This is a genomic window from Amycolatopsis sp. NPDC024027 (assembly GCF_040638975.1).
Lineage (GTDB): Bacteria > Actinomycetota > Actinomycetes > Mycobacteriales > Pseudonocardiaceae > Amycolatopsis.
Genome location: NZ_JBEZYY010000001.1, coordinates 81,406 through 97,071, shown reverse-complemented (window position 1 = coordinate 97,071; position 15,666 = coordinate 81,406). Strand labels below are relative to the sequence as shown.

16 protein-coding genes are annotated in these 15,666 nt (G+C 71.7%); 10 read left to right on the top strand and 6 right to left on the bottom strand.

Annotated features, from left to right (window positions below):
* Positions 1 to 86: 86 nt before the first annotated feature.
* Together AB0F52_RS00455 and AB0F52_RS00450 are read right to left on the bottom strand one after the other, a co-directional pair.
* Entirely contained in the window at positions 87 to 920 is an 834-nt protein-coding gene (locus AB0F52_RS00455) for a class F sortase (protein ID WP_360162979.1), read from the bottom strand.
* A gap of 4 nt (positions 921 to 924) precedes the next feature.
* Positions 925 to 2,397 carry a hypothetical protein gene (locus tag AB0F52_RS00450; protein ID WP_360162976.1) on the bottom strand — a complete coding sequence of 491 codons (1,473 nt, stop codon included), beginning with the start codon at positions 2,395 to 2,397 and terminating at the stop codon, positions 925 to 927.
* A 318-nt stretch (positions 2,398 to 2,715) separates the two neighbouring features.
* Here AB0F52_RS00450 and AB0F52_RS00445 point away from each other — a divergent pair, with 318 nt between their 5' ends.
* Positions 2,716 to 3,549, top strand: a complete 834-nt coding sequence (locus tag AB0F52_RS00445; protein WP_360162973.1) for a Bax inhibitor-1/YccA family protein — start codon at positions 2,716 to 2,718, stop codon at positions 3,547 to 3,549.
* Positions 3,550 to 3,703: 154 nt separating this feature from the next.
* Complete coding sequence (locus AB0F52_RS00440; protein WP_360162970.1) at positions 3,704 to 4,444, top strand: hypothetical protein; 741 nt, start codon at positions 3,704 to 3,706, stop codon at positions 4,442 to 4,444.
* 61 nt (positions 4,445 to 4,505) lie between these two features.
* Here AB0F52_RS00440 and AB0F52_RS00435 read toward each other — a convergent pair whose 3' ends face one another.
* Complete coding sequence (locus AB0F52_RS00435) at positions 4,506 to 5,726, bottom strand: acetyl-CoA C-acetyltransferase (protein WP_360162967.1); 1,221 nt, start codon at positions 5,724 to 5,726, stop codon at positions 4,506 to 4,508.
* A 167-nt stretch (positions 5,727 to 5,893) separates the two neighbouring features.
* On the opposite strand from AB0F52_RS00435, the gene AB0F52_RS00430 reads away from it, so the two are divergent.
* The 7 genes from AB0F52_RS00430 to AB0F52_RS00400 all read left to right on the top strand — a co-directional run bounded on the left by AB0F52_RS00430 (position 5,894) and on the right by AB0F52_RS00400 (position 12,698).
* Positions 5,894 to 6,871, top strand: a complete 978-nt coding sequence (locus tag AB0F52_RS00430) for a pentapeptide repeat-containing protein (protein ID WP_360162964.1) — start codon at positions 5,894 to 5,896, stop codon at positions 6,869 to 6,871.
* Positions 6,872 to 6,922: 51 nt separating this feature from the next.
* Positions 6,923 to 7,078 carry a hypothetical protein gene (locus AB0F52_RS00425; RefSeq protein WP_360162961.1) on the top strand — a complete coding sequence of 52 codons (156 nt, stop codon included), beginning with the start codon at positions 6,923 to 6,925 and terminating at the stop codon, positions 7,076 to 7,078.
* Positions 7,079 to 7,194: 116 nt separating this feature from the next.
* Positions 7,195 to 8,565 carry a cystathionine beta-synthase gene (locus tag AB0F52_RS00420; RefSeq protein WP_360162958.1) on the top strand — a complete coding sequence of 457 codons (1,371 nt, stop codon included), beginning with the start codon at positions 7,195 to 7,197 and terminating at the stop codon, positions 8,563 to 8,565.
* A gap of 243 nt (positions 8,566 to 8,808) precedes the next feature.
* On the top strand, positions 8,809 to 10,260 hold the full coding sequence (locus AB0F52_RS00415) for a hypothetical protein (protein WP_360164553.1): 1,452 nt from the start codon (positions 8,809 to 8,811) through the stop codon (positions 10,258 to 10,260).
* 345 nt (positions 10,261 to 10,605) lie between these two features.
* On the top strand, positions 10,606 to 11,058 hold the full coding sequence (locus AB0F52_RS00410) for a hypothetical protein (RefSeq protein ID WP_360162955.1): 453 nt from the start codon (positions 10,606 to 10,608) through the stop codon (positions 11,056 to 11,058).
* Positions 11,059 to 11,490 carry a hypothetical protein gene (locus AB0F52_RS00405; protein ID WP_360162952.1) on the top strand — a complete coding sequence of 144 codons (432 nt, stop codon included), beginning with the start codon at positions 11,059 to 11,061 and terminating at the stop codon, positions 11,488 to 11,490.
* Between the two features lie 50 nt (positions 11,491 to 11,540).
* On the top strand, positions 11,541 to 12,698 hold the full coding sequence (locus AB0F52_RS00400) for a cystathionine gamma-synthase (protein ID WP_360162949.1): 1,158 nt from the start codon (positions 11,541 to 11,543) through the stop codon (positions 12,696 to 12,698).
* 11 nt (positions 12,699 to 12,709) lie between these two features.
* Here AB0F52_RS00400 and AB0F52_RS00395 read toward each other — a convergent pair whose 3' ends face one another.
* Both AB0F52_RS00395 and AB0F52_RS00390 read right to left on the bottom strand, forming a co-directional pair.
* Positions 12,710 to 13,183, bottom strand: coding sequence for a TIGR03618 family F420-dependent PPOX class oxidoreductase (locus AB0F52_RS00395; RefSeq protein WP_360162946.1), 474 nt, complete (start codon positions 13,181 to 13,183; stop codon positions 12,710 to 12,712).
* A gap of 81 nt (positions 13,184 to 13,264) precedes the next feature.
* Positions 13,265 to 13,537 (bottom strand): hypothetical protein, encoded by a 273-nt coding sequence (locus tag AB0F52_RS00390; protein WP_103337016.1) that lies wholly within the window; start codon positions 13,535 to 13,537, stop codon positions 13,265 to 13,267.
* 95 nt (positions 13,538 to 13,632) lie between these two features.
* Between AB0F52_RS00390 and ilvA the strand changes: the two genes are divergently transcribed.
* Positions 13,633 to 14,835, top strand: a complete 1,203-nt coding sequence (gene ilvA, locus AB0F52_RS00385) for a threonine ammonia-lyase (protein ID WP_360162942.1) — start codon at positions 13,633 to 13,635, stop codon at positions 14,833 to 14,835.
* Here ilvA and AB0F52_RS00380 read toward each other — a convergent pair.
* Positions 14,820 to 15,665, bottom strand: a complete 846-nt coding sequence (locus tag AB0F52_RS00380) for a ferredoxin (protein ID WP_360162939.1) — start codon at positions 15,663 to 15,665, stop codon at positions 14,820 to 14,822. The genes ilvA and AB0F52_RS00380 overlap by 16 nt on opposite strands.
* Position 15,666: the final 1 nt, after the last annotated feature.

Below are 15,666 nucleotides of genomic sequence, written 5' to 3'. Positions count from 1 at the left end.
GCCGCCACAGCCCTGACCCTGGGCATTCTGCTGCATGGCGACGCACACGACCACCGTTTCGAAACGTGATGTTACCCACGAGTAACTTAGGCCGGGTCGGCGATGACGACGCGGTTCTCCTCGTAGCCGTCCGATCCGCCGACCCAGCGGCCGCCGCACGTCACCAGCACCACGCGGTGCGGGCCGGACGGCCCGAACAGGTAGTCGGCGCGCGCCGCCAGGTCGCTCTTGTGCACGGTGACCAGCTGCGAGATCCGGTACCGCCACGTCTTGCCCGAACTGTCCACAATGGTCACTTCGGTGCCGATCCGTTCGGTCCACAGCTCGGCGAACGGCCCGGTCGCGCCCCGCCAGTTCACGTGGCCGGCGAACACGCTCGCGCCGCCGGCCGCGTCGAGTGACGCACCCCACCACGCCGCCTGCCCGAGGTTCGCGGGGACCGGTAGTTCGCCGCCCGGGCCGAGGTTCTGGCGCACCAGCGTCGCCGTCCCGCCGCCGGGCAGCCGCACGGTGCCCGGCGGCTGCGGCGGCGGGGACGGCGGTGCCCCCGGTGACGAGGGTGACGAGGGTGACGACGGCGTCTGCGCGGCCGGAGCGGCCGGGGTCGCGGAAGCGGTGGCCGTCGGGGACGGGGACGGCACCGGCGCCGCGGCTCCGGCCGCGCCCGAGGCGGGCAGGGCCGTGCCGGTCACGACGGTCATGGGCGACGCGGCGACCACGGCGGGGCCGAACTCCACCGCGAGCACCGTCGCCGCGCCGAGGACGAAGCCGGTGAGCAGCCGGCCCCGGCCGCGCTTGGGCGCGGGCGGATCCTGGTGGCCGCCCGGTTGCTCGTCGTCGACGGCCGCCCAGCCGGTGCCGTGGTGCCATTCGTCGACGAACCAGTCGTCACCCCGCCAGTCGCCGCCGTGGTTCGTCACGCCGTTACCGCCGGGACGCCCGCCGCGCGGCGACGCCGATGAGCCCGGCCGCCAGCAGCACGAGGAGGCCGAGCCCGGCCAGGCCCGGCACGGAGTAGCTCGTCTCGACGACCCCGCGTGCCTGCGCGACCGGCTGGTCGCCGGCCGGGATCGCGCGCGGGACTTCGTTCGGCTTGTTCGTCAAGGTCAGCGCGAGCGTCTCGCCCGGCTGCACGGTGCCGCACGCCGACGGCGGGTTCTGCGGGTCGTAGGCGTTCGTGTACCCCGGCGGCGGGCTCGCCTCGACGACGCAGATCTCCTGCGGGGTGCGGAGGTTCTCGACCGTGACACCGCCGGTCTTGCCGTCGGTGGTGACGACCGCGGGCTTGCCGTCGGCCCCGGTGAGCGGCTTGCCGTCCTGGCCGAGCGCCGCGGACGTCTTGTCCTTGCCGGTGATCCGCAGGACCGCCCCGCCGACGCCGGCGCCGGTGTTCGCGTCGGTCTTGGTCACCTGGACCTTGCCGGGCTTGGCGACGTTGACCACGCCCTGGGCGGTCAGTTCCTTTTCGCCGCCGGTGGAGACCACGCGCTGCACCGTCGTGTCCACCGGCAGCCGGACGTAGGGCCGGTCGGCGGGAGCGGACAGCGAGGCTGCCAGCTTCGGCTGGTCGCCGGTCGGGGTCAGCTTCACGCGCACGGTGCCGTCGGCGCCGGTCTTGAGCGTGACTTCCTTCGCGGCGGCCTGCGGGCTCGCGTTGCCCGCGGCGCTGTCCGTCTTCCCGTCGCCGAGGGTGGCGGCGGTCGCCGTCAGCTTCACCGGGACGTCCGGGATGCCTTTGCCCTGGGCGTTCTTCACGGTGGCGGTCCACTCGGCCGCTTCGCCGAGGTGCTGGTCGCCCTTGGGCGTGGTCACCGAAGCGGTCCACGGCCCGCGGTTGGCTTCAGCGTCCGCCTTCAGCCGCTTGACGGCGTCGGCCGCGGCCTCCAGGTGGTTGTCGGGGTCCTGCATGTACTGGAGGTGCCCGTCCGCGTCGTAGGCGATCTCGTCGGCGGGCAGGTCCACGTTCTTGTCGGCCGGGGTGCGCGGCGCCGCGGTCCACGAGTGCAGGAGGTGCGCGAGCGCGATCGCTTCGTTCTGGTCCTTGGTGTCGCCGTAGCGCAGCAGCAGGTATGAGATGTTCGCGGCGTCCTCGGCGGGCAGCTTCGTGCCCCACTTCGTGAGCAGCTCGTCGCCGGGCTTGTACTGCTCGTCGGTGTTCGGCGCCTTGAGCATGAAGCTCACGCAGAACACCTGCTGCCCGCCGACGACGTACGACCCGAGCCAGACCGTTTTGTCCTTGTCGCCGTCCTGGCCCCCGACCCGATGCCCGATGCCCTCCTGGGTCGCGGCCGAGGCCGGTGCGGCGCCGGCCGTCACGGAAAGGGTGCCGAGCAGGGCCGCGGCGACGAGACCGGCGAGCGCGCGAACACCCGCGCGCGGACGTGTTGACCACCCCATGGTGTCAATGCTCCTTAGTTCGACGCGCGGCAGCGCCCGGCGTCTCTGCAGGTCACACGACTGATCAAGTCCCCGACGCGCATTCGGTGAACATCCGAGCACGCGAGGTGAGCGTTGCGTCAAGCGGAGAAACTGTGTACCGCTCTTCGGGTGGCTGTCGCCGAACGGTCGTGTCGTCCCCTCGCTTACCGTGTCGTCCGCGGCCGGGGGAAGGCCGTCGAGTAAAGTTGTCTTTACTCGGCGGGAACCGCTCGTCCCCGGCGGTCGTTGAACCCGATGCAGCGATGATCCACGAAGCAGCAGATCCAGGAGGATCAGGTGCGTTCCAGTAGCAACCCGGCGTTCCGCAACCTGCCCGGCGGCGGAACCCAGACTTACGGGCAGTACGGGCCCCCGGTGGGCTTCAACCAACCCCAGGGCGGCGTGCCCGGGTACGACCCGGGCCGGGCCACCGCCGGCGAGGGCGACCGCCCGATGACCGTCGACGACGTCGTCGTCAAGACGGGCATGTCCCTCGGCGTCGCGCTGCTCGTCGGGGTGATCACGGGCATCTGGGCGCAGGTCCAGATCACGGAGACCGGCCGGATCTCCGGCGCGCTCCTCGGTGCGATGCTCGCCGGCCTGATCGTCGGGCTGGTCATCTCGCTGGTGATCATCTTCCGCCAGAAGCCCAGCGGCGCGCTGACGCTGACGTACTCGGCGGCCGAAGGGCTGTTCCTCGGTGCGCTGAGCGGCGTGTTCGAGGCGATCTACCCGGGCATCGCGCTGCAGGCGATCATCGGTACCGCGGGTGTCTTCGTCGGCATGCTGGTGGTCTACAAGACCGGCGCGGTCAAGGTCACGCCCAAGCTGACCAAGTGGATCGTCGGCGCGGCCGTCGGCGTCGCGATCCTGATGCTGTTCAACCTGATCAGCGCGCTGGCCTTCGGCTTCAACCCGCTGCGCGACGGCGGTCCGCTCGCCATCGTGTTCAGCCTCGTCTGCATCGGCATCGCGGCCTTCAGCTTCCTGCTCGACTTCGACCAGGCCGACCGGATGATCCGCGAGGGCATGCCGTCGAAGTGGGCCTGGTACACCGCGTTCGGCCTCATGACGACGCTGGTCTGGCTGTACCTCGAGATCCTGCGGTTGCTCTCGTACTTCCGTGAGTAACCTGGCTCACAGTTCCCCAGTGAAGGCGCTCCGTAATCGGCGGGGCGCCTTTTCTGTGGGTAATTCGTGCATTCGCGGACCCCGCTGCGGGCGGCGATCACCCTGCGTGTTTGATGAGCCGGTCGGTTCTCATTTCACATGTGTGAGGTTCACAGTGAGCGTTCCCCCTCCGGCCCCCGGGGGCCAGCAGCCGGTGGGTCAGCCCGATCCTTATGGACCGCCTCCGGGCGGCCAGCCGCAGCAGCCGCAGCAGCCGTACGGCCAGCAGGGCCAGTACGGGCCGCCGCAGGGCCAGCCGGGCCAGTACGGCCCGCCGCCCGGCCAGTTCCCGCCCGGTCAGCAGGGGTTCCCGCCCCCGCCGCCGGCCCCGCCGAAGCGCTCGAAGGCTCTCGGCCTGATCCTGGGTGGCATCGGCGCCGTCGTGGTGATCGGCCTGATCGCCGTGGCGATCGTCGCCTTCATGAAGTCGCCGGCCACCTCGAACGCCGGTGACTGCCTCACGATCACCGAGTTCACCCAGGGCGGTGACGACCCGGCGAAGGCCGACTGCAACGACCCGAAGGCGAACGTCAAGGTCGCCAAGAAGCTGGAGACCGCCTCCGAGAACTGCCCCGGCGGGTCCGACGCCGGCTACGACACCTACTCGGTCAGCGGCCGCAGCTCGTACAAGCTGTGCCTGATGATCAACGCGAAGCAGGGCGACTGCCTGGCGAACTTCACGTCGCGGACCCAGGGCTACCTGAAGGTCCCGTGCACCGACCCGACCAAGGACGGCGAGCTCGTCAAGGTCGTGACGGGCCAGGCCGACAAGAGCGTCTGCGAGGGCACCGACGCCACCCGCGTCGCGGTGTACCCGGAGCCGGCGACGACGATGTGCGTCAAGACGAACGAATAGCCGTGGCTTGACGAAGGCCCCCTCGCCGCGCCGGCGAGGGGGCCTTCTTCGCGTTGAAGGGTCAGGAAAGCCGCTCGATGATCAGCGCCATGCCCTGGCCGCCGCCGACGCACATCGTCTCGAGGCCGAACTGCTTGTCGTGGTGCTGCAGGGAATTGATCAGCGTCGAGGTGATCCGGGCGCCGGTCATGCCGAACGGGTGGCCGACCGCGATCGCGCCGCCGTTGACGTTCAGCCGGTCCAGGTCGATGCCGAGGTCCTGGTACGAGGGGATGACCTGCGCGGCGAACGCCTCGTTGATCTCGACCAGGTCGATGTCGCCGATCGACAGCCCCGCGCGCGAAAGCGCCTGCTTGGACGCCTCGACCGGGCCGTAGCCCATGATCTCCGGCGAAAGCCCGGTGACGCCGGTGGACACGATCCGCGCCAGCGGCGTCAGGCCCAGCTCGCGCGCCTTCGTGTCGGACATGACGACCAGCGCCGCCGCGCCGTCGTTGAGCGCGCAGCAGTTGCCCGCCGTGACCCGGCCGTCGGGGCGGAACACCGGCTTCAGGCCGGAGACGCCTTCCACGGTGACGCCGGCGCGCGGGCCGTCGTCCTTCGAGACGACCGTGCCGTCCGGCAGCGTCACCGGGGTGATGTCCTTGGCCCAGAAGCCGTCCGCGATGGCCTTCTCGGCCAGGTTCTGCGAGCGGACGCCGAATTCGTCCATCTCCTCGCGCGTGACGCCCTTCAGCCGCGCGAGGTTCTCCGCGGTCTGACCCATGGCGATGTAGACGTCGGGGACGTTGCCCTCGGTGCGCGGGTCGGTCCAGCTGTCGGCGCCGGACTCGGCGGTCGCCCGGGTGCGCGCCTCGGCGTCGGCGAACAGCGGGTTGTGCGTGTCCGGCCAGGAGTCCGAGCTGCCCTTCGAGAACCGCGAGACGGTTTCGACGCCGGCCGAGATGAAGACGTCGCCCTCGCCGGCCTTGATCGCGTGGAACGCCATCCGGGTGGTCTGCAGGCTGGAGGAGCAGTAGCGGGTGATCGTGCAGCCGGGCAGGTGGTCGTAGCCCAGTTCGACGGCGACCGCGCGGCCCATGTTGAACCCGGACTCGCCGCCCGGCAGGCCGCAGCCCAGCATCAGGTCGTCGATGTCGGCGGGGTCGAGCTGCGGCACCTTGGCCAGCGCCGCCCGGACCATCTGCACGGTCAGGTCGTCGGGCCGCATGCCGACCAGCGAGCCCTTGTTGGCCCGCCCGATGGGCGAGCGAGCGGTGGAGACGATGACGGCTTCAGGCATGACGTGACACATCCTCGTATCGCGAGCTAAGCAGTTGCTCACCATACTGCCGGGTACGACGTCCCGGTCAAAGCCGAACGCGATCAAGGCAACACTGCCGCGCGTAGCGCGTCCGTTGAGGGTGGAGGTGGGGGCATGGGCGGACACTCCTGGCACCATCGCTCTTCGTGCCGAACGAACTCGAACGGGTGCTGCGGACCAGGACGATCGTGCTGTGGGGCGCCGGGCTGCTGCTGGTGGCCGGGGTCGCCGCGGCGGTGCTGCTGACGCTGCTGGGCGGCGGCCGCCCGGAGGACTCGGCCCGGCTCGACGCGCTGAAGACTGCGGCCAACATCGTCGTCGGCACCGGGGGCGCCGCCGCCCTGCTGCTCGCCGCGCGGCGGCAGCGGTCGGCCGAGCTGGAGCTGCTGCAGAAGGACCACGACGCCACCGAGCGCCGGATCACCGAGATGTACGGCAAGGCCGCCGACCAGCTCGGCAGCGACAAGGCGCCGGTCCGGCTGGCCGGGTTGTACGCACTGGAACGGCTCGCCGCCGGGCACCCGGAGCACCGGCAGACGATCGTCAACGTCTTCTGCGCCTACCTGCGGATGCCCTTCGACGCCGGACACGACAAAGCCGGACACGACAAAGACGCCGGACTCGACAAAGAGGAGCTGCAGGTCCGCAAGGCCGCGCAGCGCATCCTCATGCTGCACCTGCGTCGCGGTCGCGCGGAGCAGCCGGGCGGGGACTTCTGGCCGGACACCGACCTCGACTTCTCCGGGGCCGAGCTGGTCGGGCTCACCCTCACGCACTGCACGATCCGGTCGATCACCTGCTACGGCGCGAAGTTTCTCGAACTGACGACCTTTCGCGGCACCGAATTCCGCACCAAGGCGGACTTCAACAAGGCGGAGTTCGCCGATCGCGTCGATTTCCGCGGAACCGCTTTCGGCGGCGAACGCGAAGGTTTCAACGGCGCCGTTTTCGCAGGTCCGGCCGATTTCGGCACGAAGTCCGCCGCCCGGCTCGCCGGTGCGGCAGCGAAGGAGGGGTTTCCCCGGACCTGGCCGGCGGACTGGGAAGAACGGCCGATCGCCGACCGTCCGGGCTGGGCGGAATTGACACGAAAGGACGAACCCGGGCAACCGGCGGCCCGATAGGATCGTCCCACTCGTGAAAGGTCGCCATTCCACGCGGGAGGTGAACTGGCGATGATGGTCCAGGCCGATTACTGGACGTGCCCGTCCTTCCGGACCGGCCGCACGGCCCTCGACGCCGGGCGGAACCTCCGGGACGGGATGACGGCTCAGCGTGCGGCGGCCCCCGGGCCGGTACCGGTGCGGACGAGCGGCTTGGTGGCCGCCTGAGGTCCCCGCCGGGCGGCCCGGGCCTCGCGCTCGCTGCCCGGCATTACCGACGCGCACCTGGAGGTCCGCCCGGTGGAGTGGACAACGCCACCGGTGGGCCGTTTAGGCTGGTGTCCGTGGAGTATGCAGAGCACATCGCAGACCTCGTGGGCAACACCCCCCTGGTCAAGCTGAACTCGTTGACCAAGGGGCTCAAGCCGCTCGTGCTGGCCAAGGTCGAGTACCTGAACCCGGGTGGCTCGGTCAAGGACCGGATCGCGCTGCGCATGATCGAGGCCGCCGAAGCTTCCGGCGAGCTGCGCCCGGGCGGCACGATCGTGGAGCCGACGTCCGGCAACACCGGCGTCGGGCTGGCCATGGTCGCCCAGCGCAAGGGCTACGAGTGCGTGTTCGTCTGCCCGGACAAGGTCAGCGAGGACAAGCGCAACGTGCTCAAGGCGTACGGCGCCCGGGTCGTGGTGTGCCCGACGGCGGTCGCGCCCGAGCACCCGGACTCCTACTACAACGTCTCCGACCGCCTGGTCCGCGAGATCGAGGGCGCCTGGAAGCCCAACCAGTACGCCAACCCGCAGAACCCGGAGAGCCACTACCGCTCGACCGGCCCGGAGCTGTGGAAGCAGACCGAAGGCAAGATCACGCACTTCGTCGCGGGCGTCGGCACCGGTGGCACGATCTCCGGCACCGGCAAGTACCTCAAGGAGGTCAGCGACGGCGCCGTGCAGGTGGTCGGCGCCGACCCGGAGGGCTCGGTCTACTCCGGCGGCAGCGGACGGCCGTACCTGGTCGAAGGCGTCGGCGAGGACTTCTGGCCGGACACCTACGACCGGGACGTCGCCGACGAGATCATCCCGGTCTCCGACGCCGACTCCTTCCAGGTCACCCGGCGCCTCGCGCTGGAGGAGGGCCTGCTGGTCGGCGGCTCCTGCGGGATGGCCGTCGCGGCCGCGCTGAAGCTCGCCGAGCGGCTCACCGAGGACGACGTCGTGGTCGTGCTGCTGCCGGACGGCGGCCGCGGCTACCTGACGAAGGTCTTCAACGACACCTGGATGTCCTCCTACGGTTTCCTTCCGCCGGACTCCTCGGGCGCGACGGTCGCCGACGTGCTCACCAAGAAGAGCGGCTCGCTGCCCGACCTGGTGCACTCCCACCCGAACGAGACCGTCGCCGAGGCCATCGCGATCCTCTCCGAGTTCGGCGTGAGCCAGATGCCGGTCGTCAGCGCGGAGCCGCCGGTGATGGCCGCCGAGGTCGTCGGCGCGGTCAACGAGCGCGACCTGCTCGACGCGTTGTTCACCGGCAAGGCGCAGCTGGCCGACCGGCTCGAGCAGCACATGTCCCCGCCGCTGCCGACGATCGGCGGCGGCGAGCAGGTGGGGGCGGCGATGACCGCGCTCGAGGGAGCCGACGGCGCGCTCGTGCTGGTCGACGGCAAGCCGGCCGGGGTCCTCACCCGGCACGACCTCCTGGGCTTCCTGGCCGGTCGCTGACCGGACCGGGAAGAGTCTTGATCGGCGGACCCGGCAGGGGCGTTACGAGCGCCCTGCCGGGTGATCCGATAGCGTGGGCGCAAATAGAACAATTTCGCGTCCTCGTCAAGGGGGTTCAAGACCCACATGAGTGCACCGCAGCCACCGAACCAGCCGTGGGGTGGCGGCCAGCCACCTCAGGGCCCGCCGAGTGGCCCCCAGCCGCAGCAGGACAACCCGTTCGGCAGCCCGGAACCGACCCAGGTGGTGCAGCCCGCCCAGCCCCACGGTGGTTCGCCGTTCGGGGAGACGCCGGAGCCGACCCAGGTCGTCCAGCCGGCCCAGCCGGGTGACGGCGGGGCGGGCGCGACCCAGGCGATGCCGCCGGTCGACGCGAACGCGACCCAGATGGTGAACCCGTTCGGCGGCGACGCCCCGGTCGGGGACTCGACGCAGCTGGTGCCCCCGGGCTCCCAGCCGCCGGCGATCCCGTACACCCCGCCGCCGAGCGCGGCCGACAACCCGGCCGCGGCCTTCGGTCAGCAGCCCGGTGGTTACGGCCAGCAGCCGGGCGGGTTCGGGCAGCAGCCGGGTGGCTTCGGGCAGCAGCCGGGCTTCGGTCAGCCGGGCCAGCCGCCGCAGGGATTCGGGGGCCCCGGCTTCGGTGGCCCGCAGCAGCCCGGCTTCGGCGGGCCGCAGCAGCCCGGTTTCGGCGGTCCGGCCGCGGGCGGCAACGGCCTGTTCGGCTACATCGCCGGCGGCCTGGTCGCCCTGCTGGCGCTGGCCGCGCTGATCTACTCGTTCGGCTACATGAGCGACGCGAGCGACTATTCGGCCCTCCTGGACCGCGCTCCCAACCAGGCGGCGGTCCAGCAGCTGCTGGACTCGGCCGGGCTCGTCGGGCCGGGCACGGTCTGGTTCTACGTCATCATGATCCTGCTGGGCTCGCTGATCTCGCTGGCCGGCGGCGTCGGGCTGGCGCTGGTGGGCAAGCTGGGCGGGATCCGGAAGTTCGTCCCGATCGCGGTCGTCGCGGGTGGCGCGGTGCTCACGCTGTTCGCCCTGCTGCTCAAGATCGGGATGACGCCGAACGCCGAGACGCTCGCGCGGGCGTCCGCCACCGAGCGGGACACGTTCGGCCTCGGCCTGCCGCCGCTGATCTTCGGCGTCCTCATCCTGATCGTCGGCGTCGCCGGGCTCATCCCGGCGACCCGGCAGTTCGTCGGCCTCGGCGACGGCGGTGCCACGCCGGGCGGGCCGCAGGGCTTCGGCGGACCGCCGCCGGGCTTCGGCGGCCCGCAGCAGCCGGGTGGCTTCGGCCAGCAGGGTCAGCACGGTCAGCCGGGCGGGTACGGGCAGCCCGGTGGGTACGGGCAGCCGGGCCAGCACGGCCAGCCTGGTCAGCCGCCGCAGGGCTACGGCCAGCCGGGCGGGTACGGCCAGCCGGGCGGGCCCAACCCGTCCAGTGGCGGGTTCCCGCAGCCGTCGAGCGGGGGCTTCCCGCAGCCGGGTCAGCCGGGCGGGTACGGCCAGCCGGGTCAGCCCGGTGGGTACGGGCAGCCGGGCCAGCCGGGGCAGCCGGGCCAGCACGGTCAGCCGGGACAACATGGTCAGCCGGGTCAGCCGCCGCAGGGCTGGGGTCAGCCGCCGGGCCAGCAGGGTCCGCCGAGCGGTGGGTTCGGCCAGCCGGGCCAGCCCCCGCAGCAGCAGTGGTGAGCTGAAGCGAGCCTTCGTGCCCCGGAGCCCATTCGGCTCCGGGGCACGCTGCATTTTCCGGGTCCGCTAATTGTCCGAAGAGGACAATTGGCGAGTGGCGCCACGGCCCGTAATCGCGTGAGAGCATTTCCGCCACTACCGCACAGAAATGATCTTGGGTTCCGCCGTCCGGCCGAATTCCGTTCTCATTCCGGACTGCTCCCCCCGATTCCCACTAGGGTGAACGCTGTTGCCCTGCGCTCGGCTGATGGGGGAGTTGTGACCGGTCCGCACCGTCATCCGGTGTCGCATTCGCATTCGTATTCATCGGCTCGGCCATCCGGAGTAACGGCGGTTCTCGCCGGCGTGCTCGGTTTTCCGGCCGCGGTCGCCGCGGGATACGTACCGGTCAAGACCTTCCTCGACATGCCGGCGGAATTCAGCCTCGGCGCGCTGCCGGGCTGGGTCCTGGTGGACTTCGCCGCCTACGTCGTCGCGGGCCTGGTGCTGCTCCTCGGTTCACTGGCGACGCTCTTCCGCGCGACGGCGGGAGCGGTCCTGCTCGGCCTGGGCGCGTTGCTGGCCATCGGCGCCCTGCTCACCGAGCCGATGTCGGTGGGCGTCCCGCCGGCCCGGTTCGCCGACGCGATGTTCACCCACGGCGGGTTCGCGATGGCCGACCGCGTCGGCTTGGCGGCGCTGGCGGTGCTCGTGCTGGTGCTGGCGTTCCTGCCCCCGACGTTCCGCTACCTGCGCTACCGCACGTCCGTGGTCCCGATGCTGTCCGGCCAGGGCGCGTACTCGTCCCGGAGCTGGTGAGTGGCGGTCACGGCCCCGCCGAAGCGGGGTACCGGACCGGCGGTCGCCGCGGGGGTGCTCGCCGTGCTCGGCGGCCTTTGGTTCCTGCTGGGCATCTTCTGGGCGAGCCTCGTCCTGGGGTTCGGCCAGCACGACCTGCTGGTCCCCGGCCAGATCGCCGACGCCGTCATCGGCCTGCTGCTCCTGCTCGGCGGAGTTTCGGTGCTCGCGTGCTCGGAAGCGGGCCGCGTGCTTTGCCTGGTCGCCGCCGTCCTCGCGCTGGTCGCCCCGATCGTCGGCTGGGCGCTCCGCTACCAGCGCATCCTCTTCCTCGTCGGCGGTCCCACCGGAATCGACCCCGATGTGCTGCGCGCGATCGTCATCGCGGCGCCGTTCGTGGCCCTGCTGGTGCTCGCCGCCCTGCCGGCCACCCGCCGCTGGACACGGCGCTGAGACCTATCCCACCTGACGGGAATGTCAGCGCCTCCCCGTACGCTGAACCGATGGTGGACGACTACTCCGTACTGGGCTTCGAGACACGCGCGATCCACGCCGGTCAGAAGCCCGATCCGCGCACCGGCGCGGTGATCGTGCCGATCTACCAGACCTCGACCTACGCGCAGGACGGCGTGGGCGGGACCCGCGAGGGCGACTACGAGTACTCGCGCACCGCGAACCCGACCCGGTCGGCACTGGAGGAGGCGCTGGCCTCGCTGGAAGGCGGCCGGCACGCGCTGGCCTTCGCGTCCGGCATGGCCGCCTCCGACGTGGTGCTGCGCAGTACCCTCCGTCCCGGTGACCACCTCGTGCTCGGCAACGACGCCTACGGTGGCACGTTCCGCCTGATCGACAAGGTGCTCAGCCTGTGGGGCGTCGAGCACACCGTCGCCGACCTCGCGAACCTCGACGAGGTGCGCGCCGCGATCCGGCCCGAGACGAAGCTGATCTGGTGCGAGTCGCCGACCAACCCGATGCTGGGCATCGCGGACATCGCGGCGCTGGCCGGGGTCGCGCACGACGCCGGTGCCCGCCTGGTGGTCGACAACACCTTCGCGACGCCGTACCTGCAGAACCCGCTGTCGCTGGGTGCGGACATCGTGCTGCACTCGACGACCAAGTACCTCGGCGGCCACTCCGACGTCGTCGGCGGCGCGATCATCACGAACGAGGACGAGCTGCGCGAGCAGTTCTTCTACCTGCGCAACGCCGCGGGCGCGGTGCCGGGGCCGTTCGACGCCTGGCTGACGCTGCGCGGCATCAAGACCCTCGCCCTCCGCATGGAGCGGCACAGCGACAACGCCGAGAAGATCGTCCAGGCCCTGGTCAAGCACCCGAAGGTGGCGAAGGTCTACTACCCGGGCCTGCCGGAGCACCCGGGCCACGAGACGGCGGCGAAGCAGATGCGCCGCTTCGGCGGGATGGTGTCCTTCAGCCACGTGGACGGCGAGCAGGCCGCGCTGGAGGTGGCTTCGCGCACGAAGCTGTTCATCCTCGCCGAGTCGCTCGGCGGCATCGAGTCGCTGATCGAGCACCCGGGCAAGATGACCCACGCGAGCACCGCGGGTTCGACCCTCCAGGTCCCGGCCGACCTGCTGCGCCTCTCGGTCGGCATCGAGGACGGCCGCGACCTGGTCGACGACCTGCTGGCCGCCCTGGGCTGAGTGCGCCCAGGTCAACTCACGTCGAGGCCGCCGCCGTAGAGCCGGTCCACCCGGAGCCGGATGACCACGCGGCGGTCCTCGACCATGTTCCGCAGGAACGCGGCCTCGTCGCCGGGGTCGCTGAACGGCGCCTGCATCGCGAGCAGCTCCCGGCCGGTCTCGTCCCCGGGCACCGCACTGACCGGTGACACCTCGGCCAGCCCTTCGGCGACGGCGAAGGCCAGGTGGTCGTCGCTGCTGACGTGCAGCGAAGCGTGCGGGTCACGCGCGAGCTGGCGGACCTTCGCGCGCCCCGCCGTGGACCCGATCCGCACCACGCGCTCGTCCGGATCCCAGGCGTAGGCGACCGTGGACAGGTGCGGGAAGCCGCCGCGGTTGACGGTCGCCAGTGCGCCCAGGCTGTGGGCGGCCAGCAGCCGGCTCGACGCTTCTTCGGTGGGCTTGGCGGGTCCGGGACCGCGGCCCGGCTCGTAAACGGTGGTCACCCGATGATCATCGGGGACCGGCGCACCCGGCGGAAGAAGGCACTTCCGTGTTCCCGGGGAACACGGAGGTAACCCGCCAGGTCAGGGGTTGTAGTTGCCGTGCACGACACCGCCGGGCGACGACGTGCCGGTGGCCGGCAGCTTCGCGCCGTCGACGCAGCCGCCGACCAGCTCGACGTGGCTGTCGTGGCGGATGTACTGGGCCGGGGAGCCGCACGAGGCGTTGTCCACGGTGATGTACGCGGCGCCCGTCAGCGCGGCGGCCGAGGCCAGCCCGATCACCAGCGGGAGCAAGCCGGCGGAGCGGGTGGCGCGAGCCCGTCGGGCCGTGTTCGCGTCGTTGCCCGATGCCATGGTTGCTCCTTGTTTACCGCCTGTTGACGCGACCCAGGGTACCCGGCTCACGGTCCGATCAACCTGTGGAGTTCCTGAGTGGCATAGTCCGGCCCATGGAACTCGTCACCCTCGAGCGGATCCAGGCCGCCCGGGAGCTCCTCAACGGAGTGACCCGGGTGACACCGATGGAGCACGCGCGCGACCTGCGCCGGCTCCACGGCGGGCCAGTGCACCTGAAGTGCGAAAACCTGCAGCGGACCGGGTCGTTCAAGATCCGCGGCGCCTACACCCGCATCCACGGCCTGACCGAGGCCGAACGCGAGCGGGGCGTCGTCGCCGCCAGCGCCGGCAACCACGCGCAGGGCGTCGCGCTGGCGTCGTCGCTGCTCGGCGCCAAGTCGACCGTCTTCATGCCGCTGCGGGCCCCGCTGCCGAAGCTCGCCGCCACCCGCGGCTACGGCGCCGACGTCCACCTGCACGGCGCGCTCCTGGAAGAGACGCTCCGGGCCGCGATCGAGTTCGGCGAGCGGACCGGGGCGGTGTTCATCCACCCCTTCGACCACCCGGACGTCATCGCCGGCCAGGGCACGGTCGGCCTCGAGATCCTCGAGCAGGTACCGGGCGTGAAGACCATCCTGGTCGCCACCGGCGGCGGCGGGCTGGTCGGCGGGGTCGCGTCGGCGGTGAAGGCGCTGCGCCCGGACGTCCGCGTCGTCGGCGTCCAGGCCGAGGAAGCCGCGGCGTACCCGCCGTCGCTGGCCGCGGGCGCGCCGGTGCGGCTGAGCACGACCTCGACCATGGCCGACGGGATCGCGGTCGGCGAACCCGGCCTGGTCAGCTTCGCCCACGTCGAGTCGCTGGTCGACGACGTCGTGACGGTGTCCGAGCAGTTCCTCTCCCGCGCCGTGCTGCTGTGCCTGGAGCGGCGGAAGCTGGTGGTCGAGCCGGCCGGCGCGGCGACGGTCGCCGCGCTGCTGCAGCACCCCGGCGTGTTCGAGCCCCCGGTGGTGGCCATCCTCTCCGGCGGCAACGTCGACCCGGTGCTGCTGCTGCAGATCATCCAGCACGGCATGACGGCGGGCGGCCGCTACCTGCACCTGAGGCTGCGGGTCCCGGACCGCCCCGGCTCGCTGGTCGGCGTGCTGTCCTGCGTCAGCGAACTGGGCGCGAACGTCCTCGACGTCGAGCACTCGCGCATCTCCGGCAGCCTGGACCTCGGTGAGGCCGACGTCGCGCTTTCGCTGGAGACCCGCGGCCCCGAGCACTGCAAGGAAGTCGAGGTCGCGCTGACGAACGCGGGCTACACGGTTGTCTGATCTTCCCCGGTGATCGCCGCCAGCGCGAGGTCCTTGGCGGGCTCGGAGACCTCCGAAGGCGCGGTGAAGCGGCGGGCCCGGATGTGGGCGACCAGGTCCGGGTCCGGCGGCACGCCGTGCTCCCGCAGGTAGTACGCCACCGCGCCGGGCCAGGCCCAAGCGCCGTCGGTGCGGAAGTTCATCGGCACCGCGTCCGGGCGGTCCGGCGCGAACGCGTCCGGGCCGTTGCTGCGCGAGGCCAGGATGACCGGCGCCGCGTCGAGGTACGCGAGCACCCGCTCGGCCTCCGCCGGGACCAGCTGCTGACGGCGCACGAGCGGCTTGCCCGACGCGTCGAGACCGTCGTAGATCCGCGGGGTCCGCACCGCACCCCCGGCCGCCGGCGGGGTCAGCCCGGCACGGTCGCGCAGCCAGCCCGGGATGTGTTCGTCGGCTCGCGGGAAGAACCGCAGCTCGTCCTGGAACCCCAGCGGCGGCGGCTGCTGCCGGAACGGCGGTTCGAGGTCGGGCCGCACGAAGTCGACGTGGGGGGACTCCAGTCCGGGCTCGAAGACCAGGATCGCGCCGAGCCAGGTACCGGCGCCGGGCCGGTACATGCCCGACCGCAGCACGCCGAGCAGCCGCACCACCTCCGGCGGCGGCTGCAGCACGCGGGGCCGCCCGTCCGGGCCGGTCACCAGCAGGTCGGCCTCGACGTGGCGGCCCGCGGCGCGGTATTCGACCCGCAGCTGCCCCCACCCCGGCGGCAGCTGGGCGGCCAGCACCGCGCCGATCTGCCGGACGAGCTCCTGCTGCTGCTCCGGCCGCAGCGGTCCCGGTGGCTGCGTCATG

Bases quoted from the DNA above. Each gene is read 5' to 3' on its own strand.
- AB0F52_RS00450 (WP_360162976.1), bottom strand. From the start codon at position 2,397: ATGGGGTGGTCAACACGTCCGCGCGCGGGTGTTCGCGCGCTCGCCGGT.
- AB0F52_RS00435 (WP_360162967.1), bottom strand. From the start codon at position 5,726: ATGCCTGAAGCCGTCATCGTCTCCACCGCTCGCTCGCCCATCGGGCGG.
- AB0F52_RS00425 (WP_360162961.1), top strand. From the start codon at position 6,923: ATGATGGTCCAGGCCGATTACTGGACGTGCCCGTCCTTCCGGACCGGC.
- AB0F52_RS00400 (WP_360162949.1), top strand. From the start codon at position 11,541: ATGGTGGACGACTACTCCGTACTGGGCTTCGAGACACGCGCGATCCAC.
- AB0F52_RS00390 (WP_103337016.1), bottom strand. From the start codon at position 13,537: ATGGCATCGGGCAACGACGCGAACACGGCCCGACGGGCTCGCGCCACC.
- ilvA (WP_360162942.1), top strand. From the start codon at position 13,633: ATGGAACTCGTCACCCTCGAGCGGATCCAGGCCGCCCGGGAGCTCCTC.
- AB0F52_RS00380 (WP_360162939.1), bottom strand. From the start codon at position 15,665: ATGACGCAGCCACCGGGACCGCTGCGGCCGGAGCAGCAGCAGGAGCTC.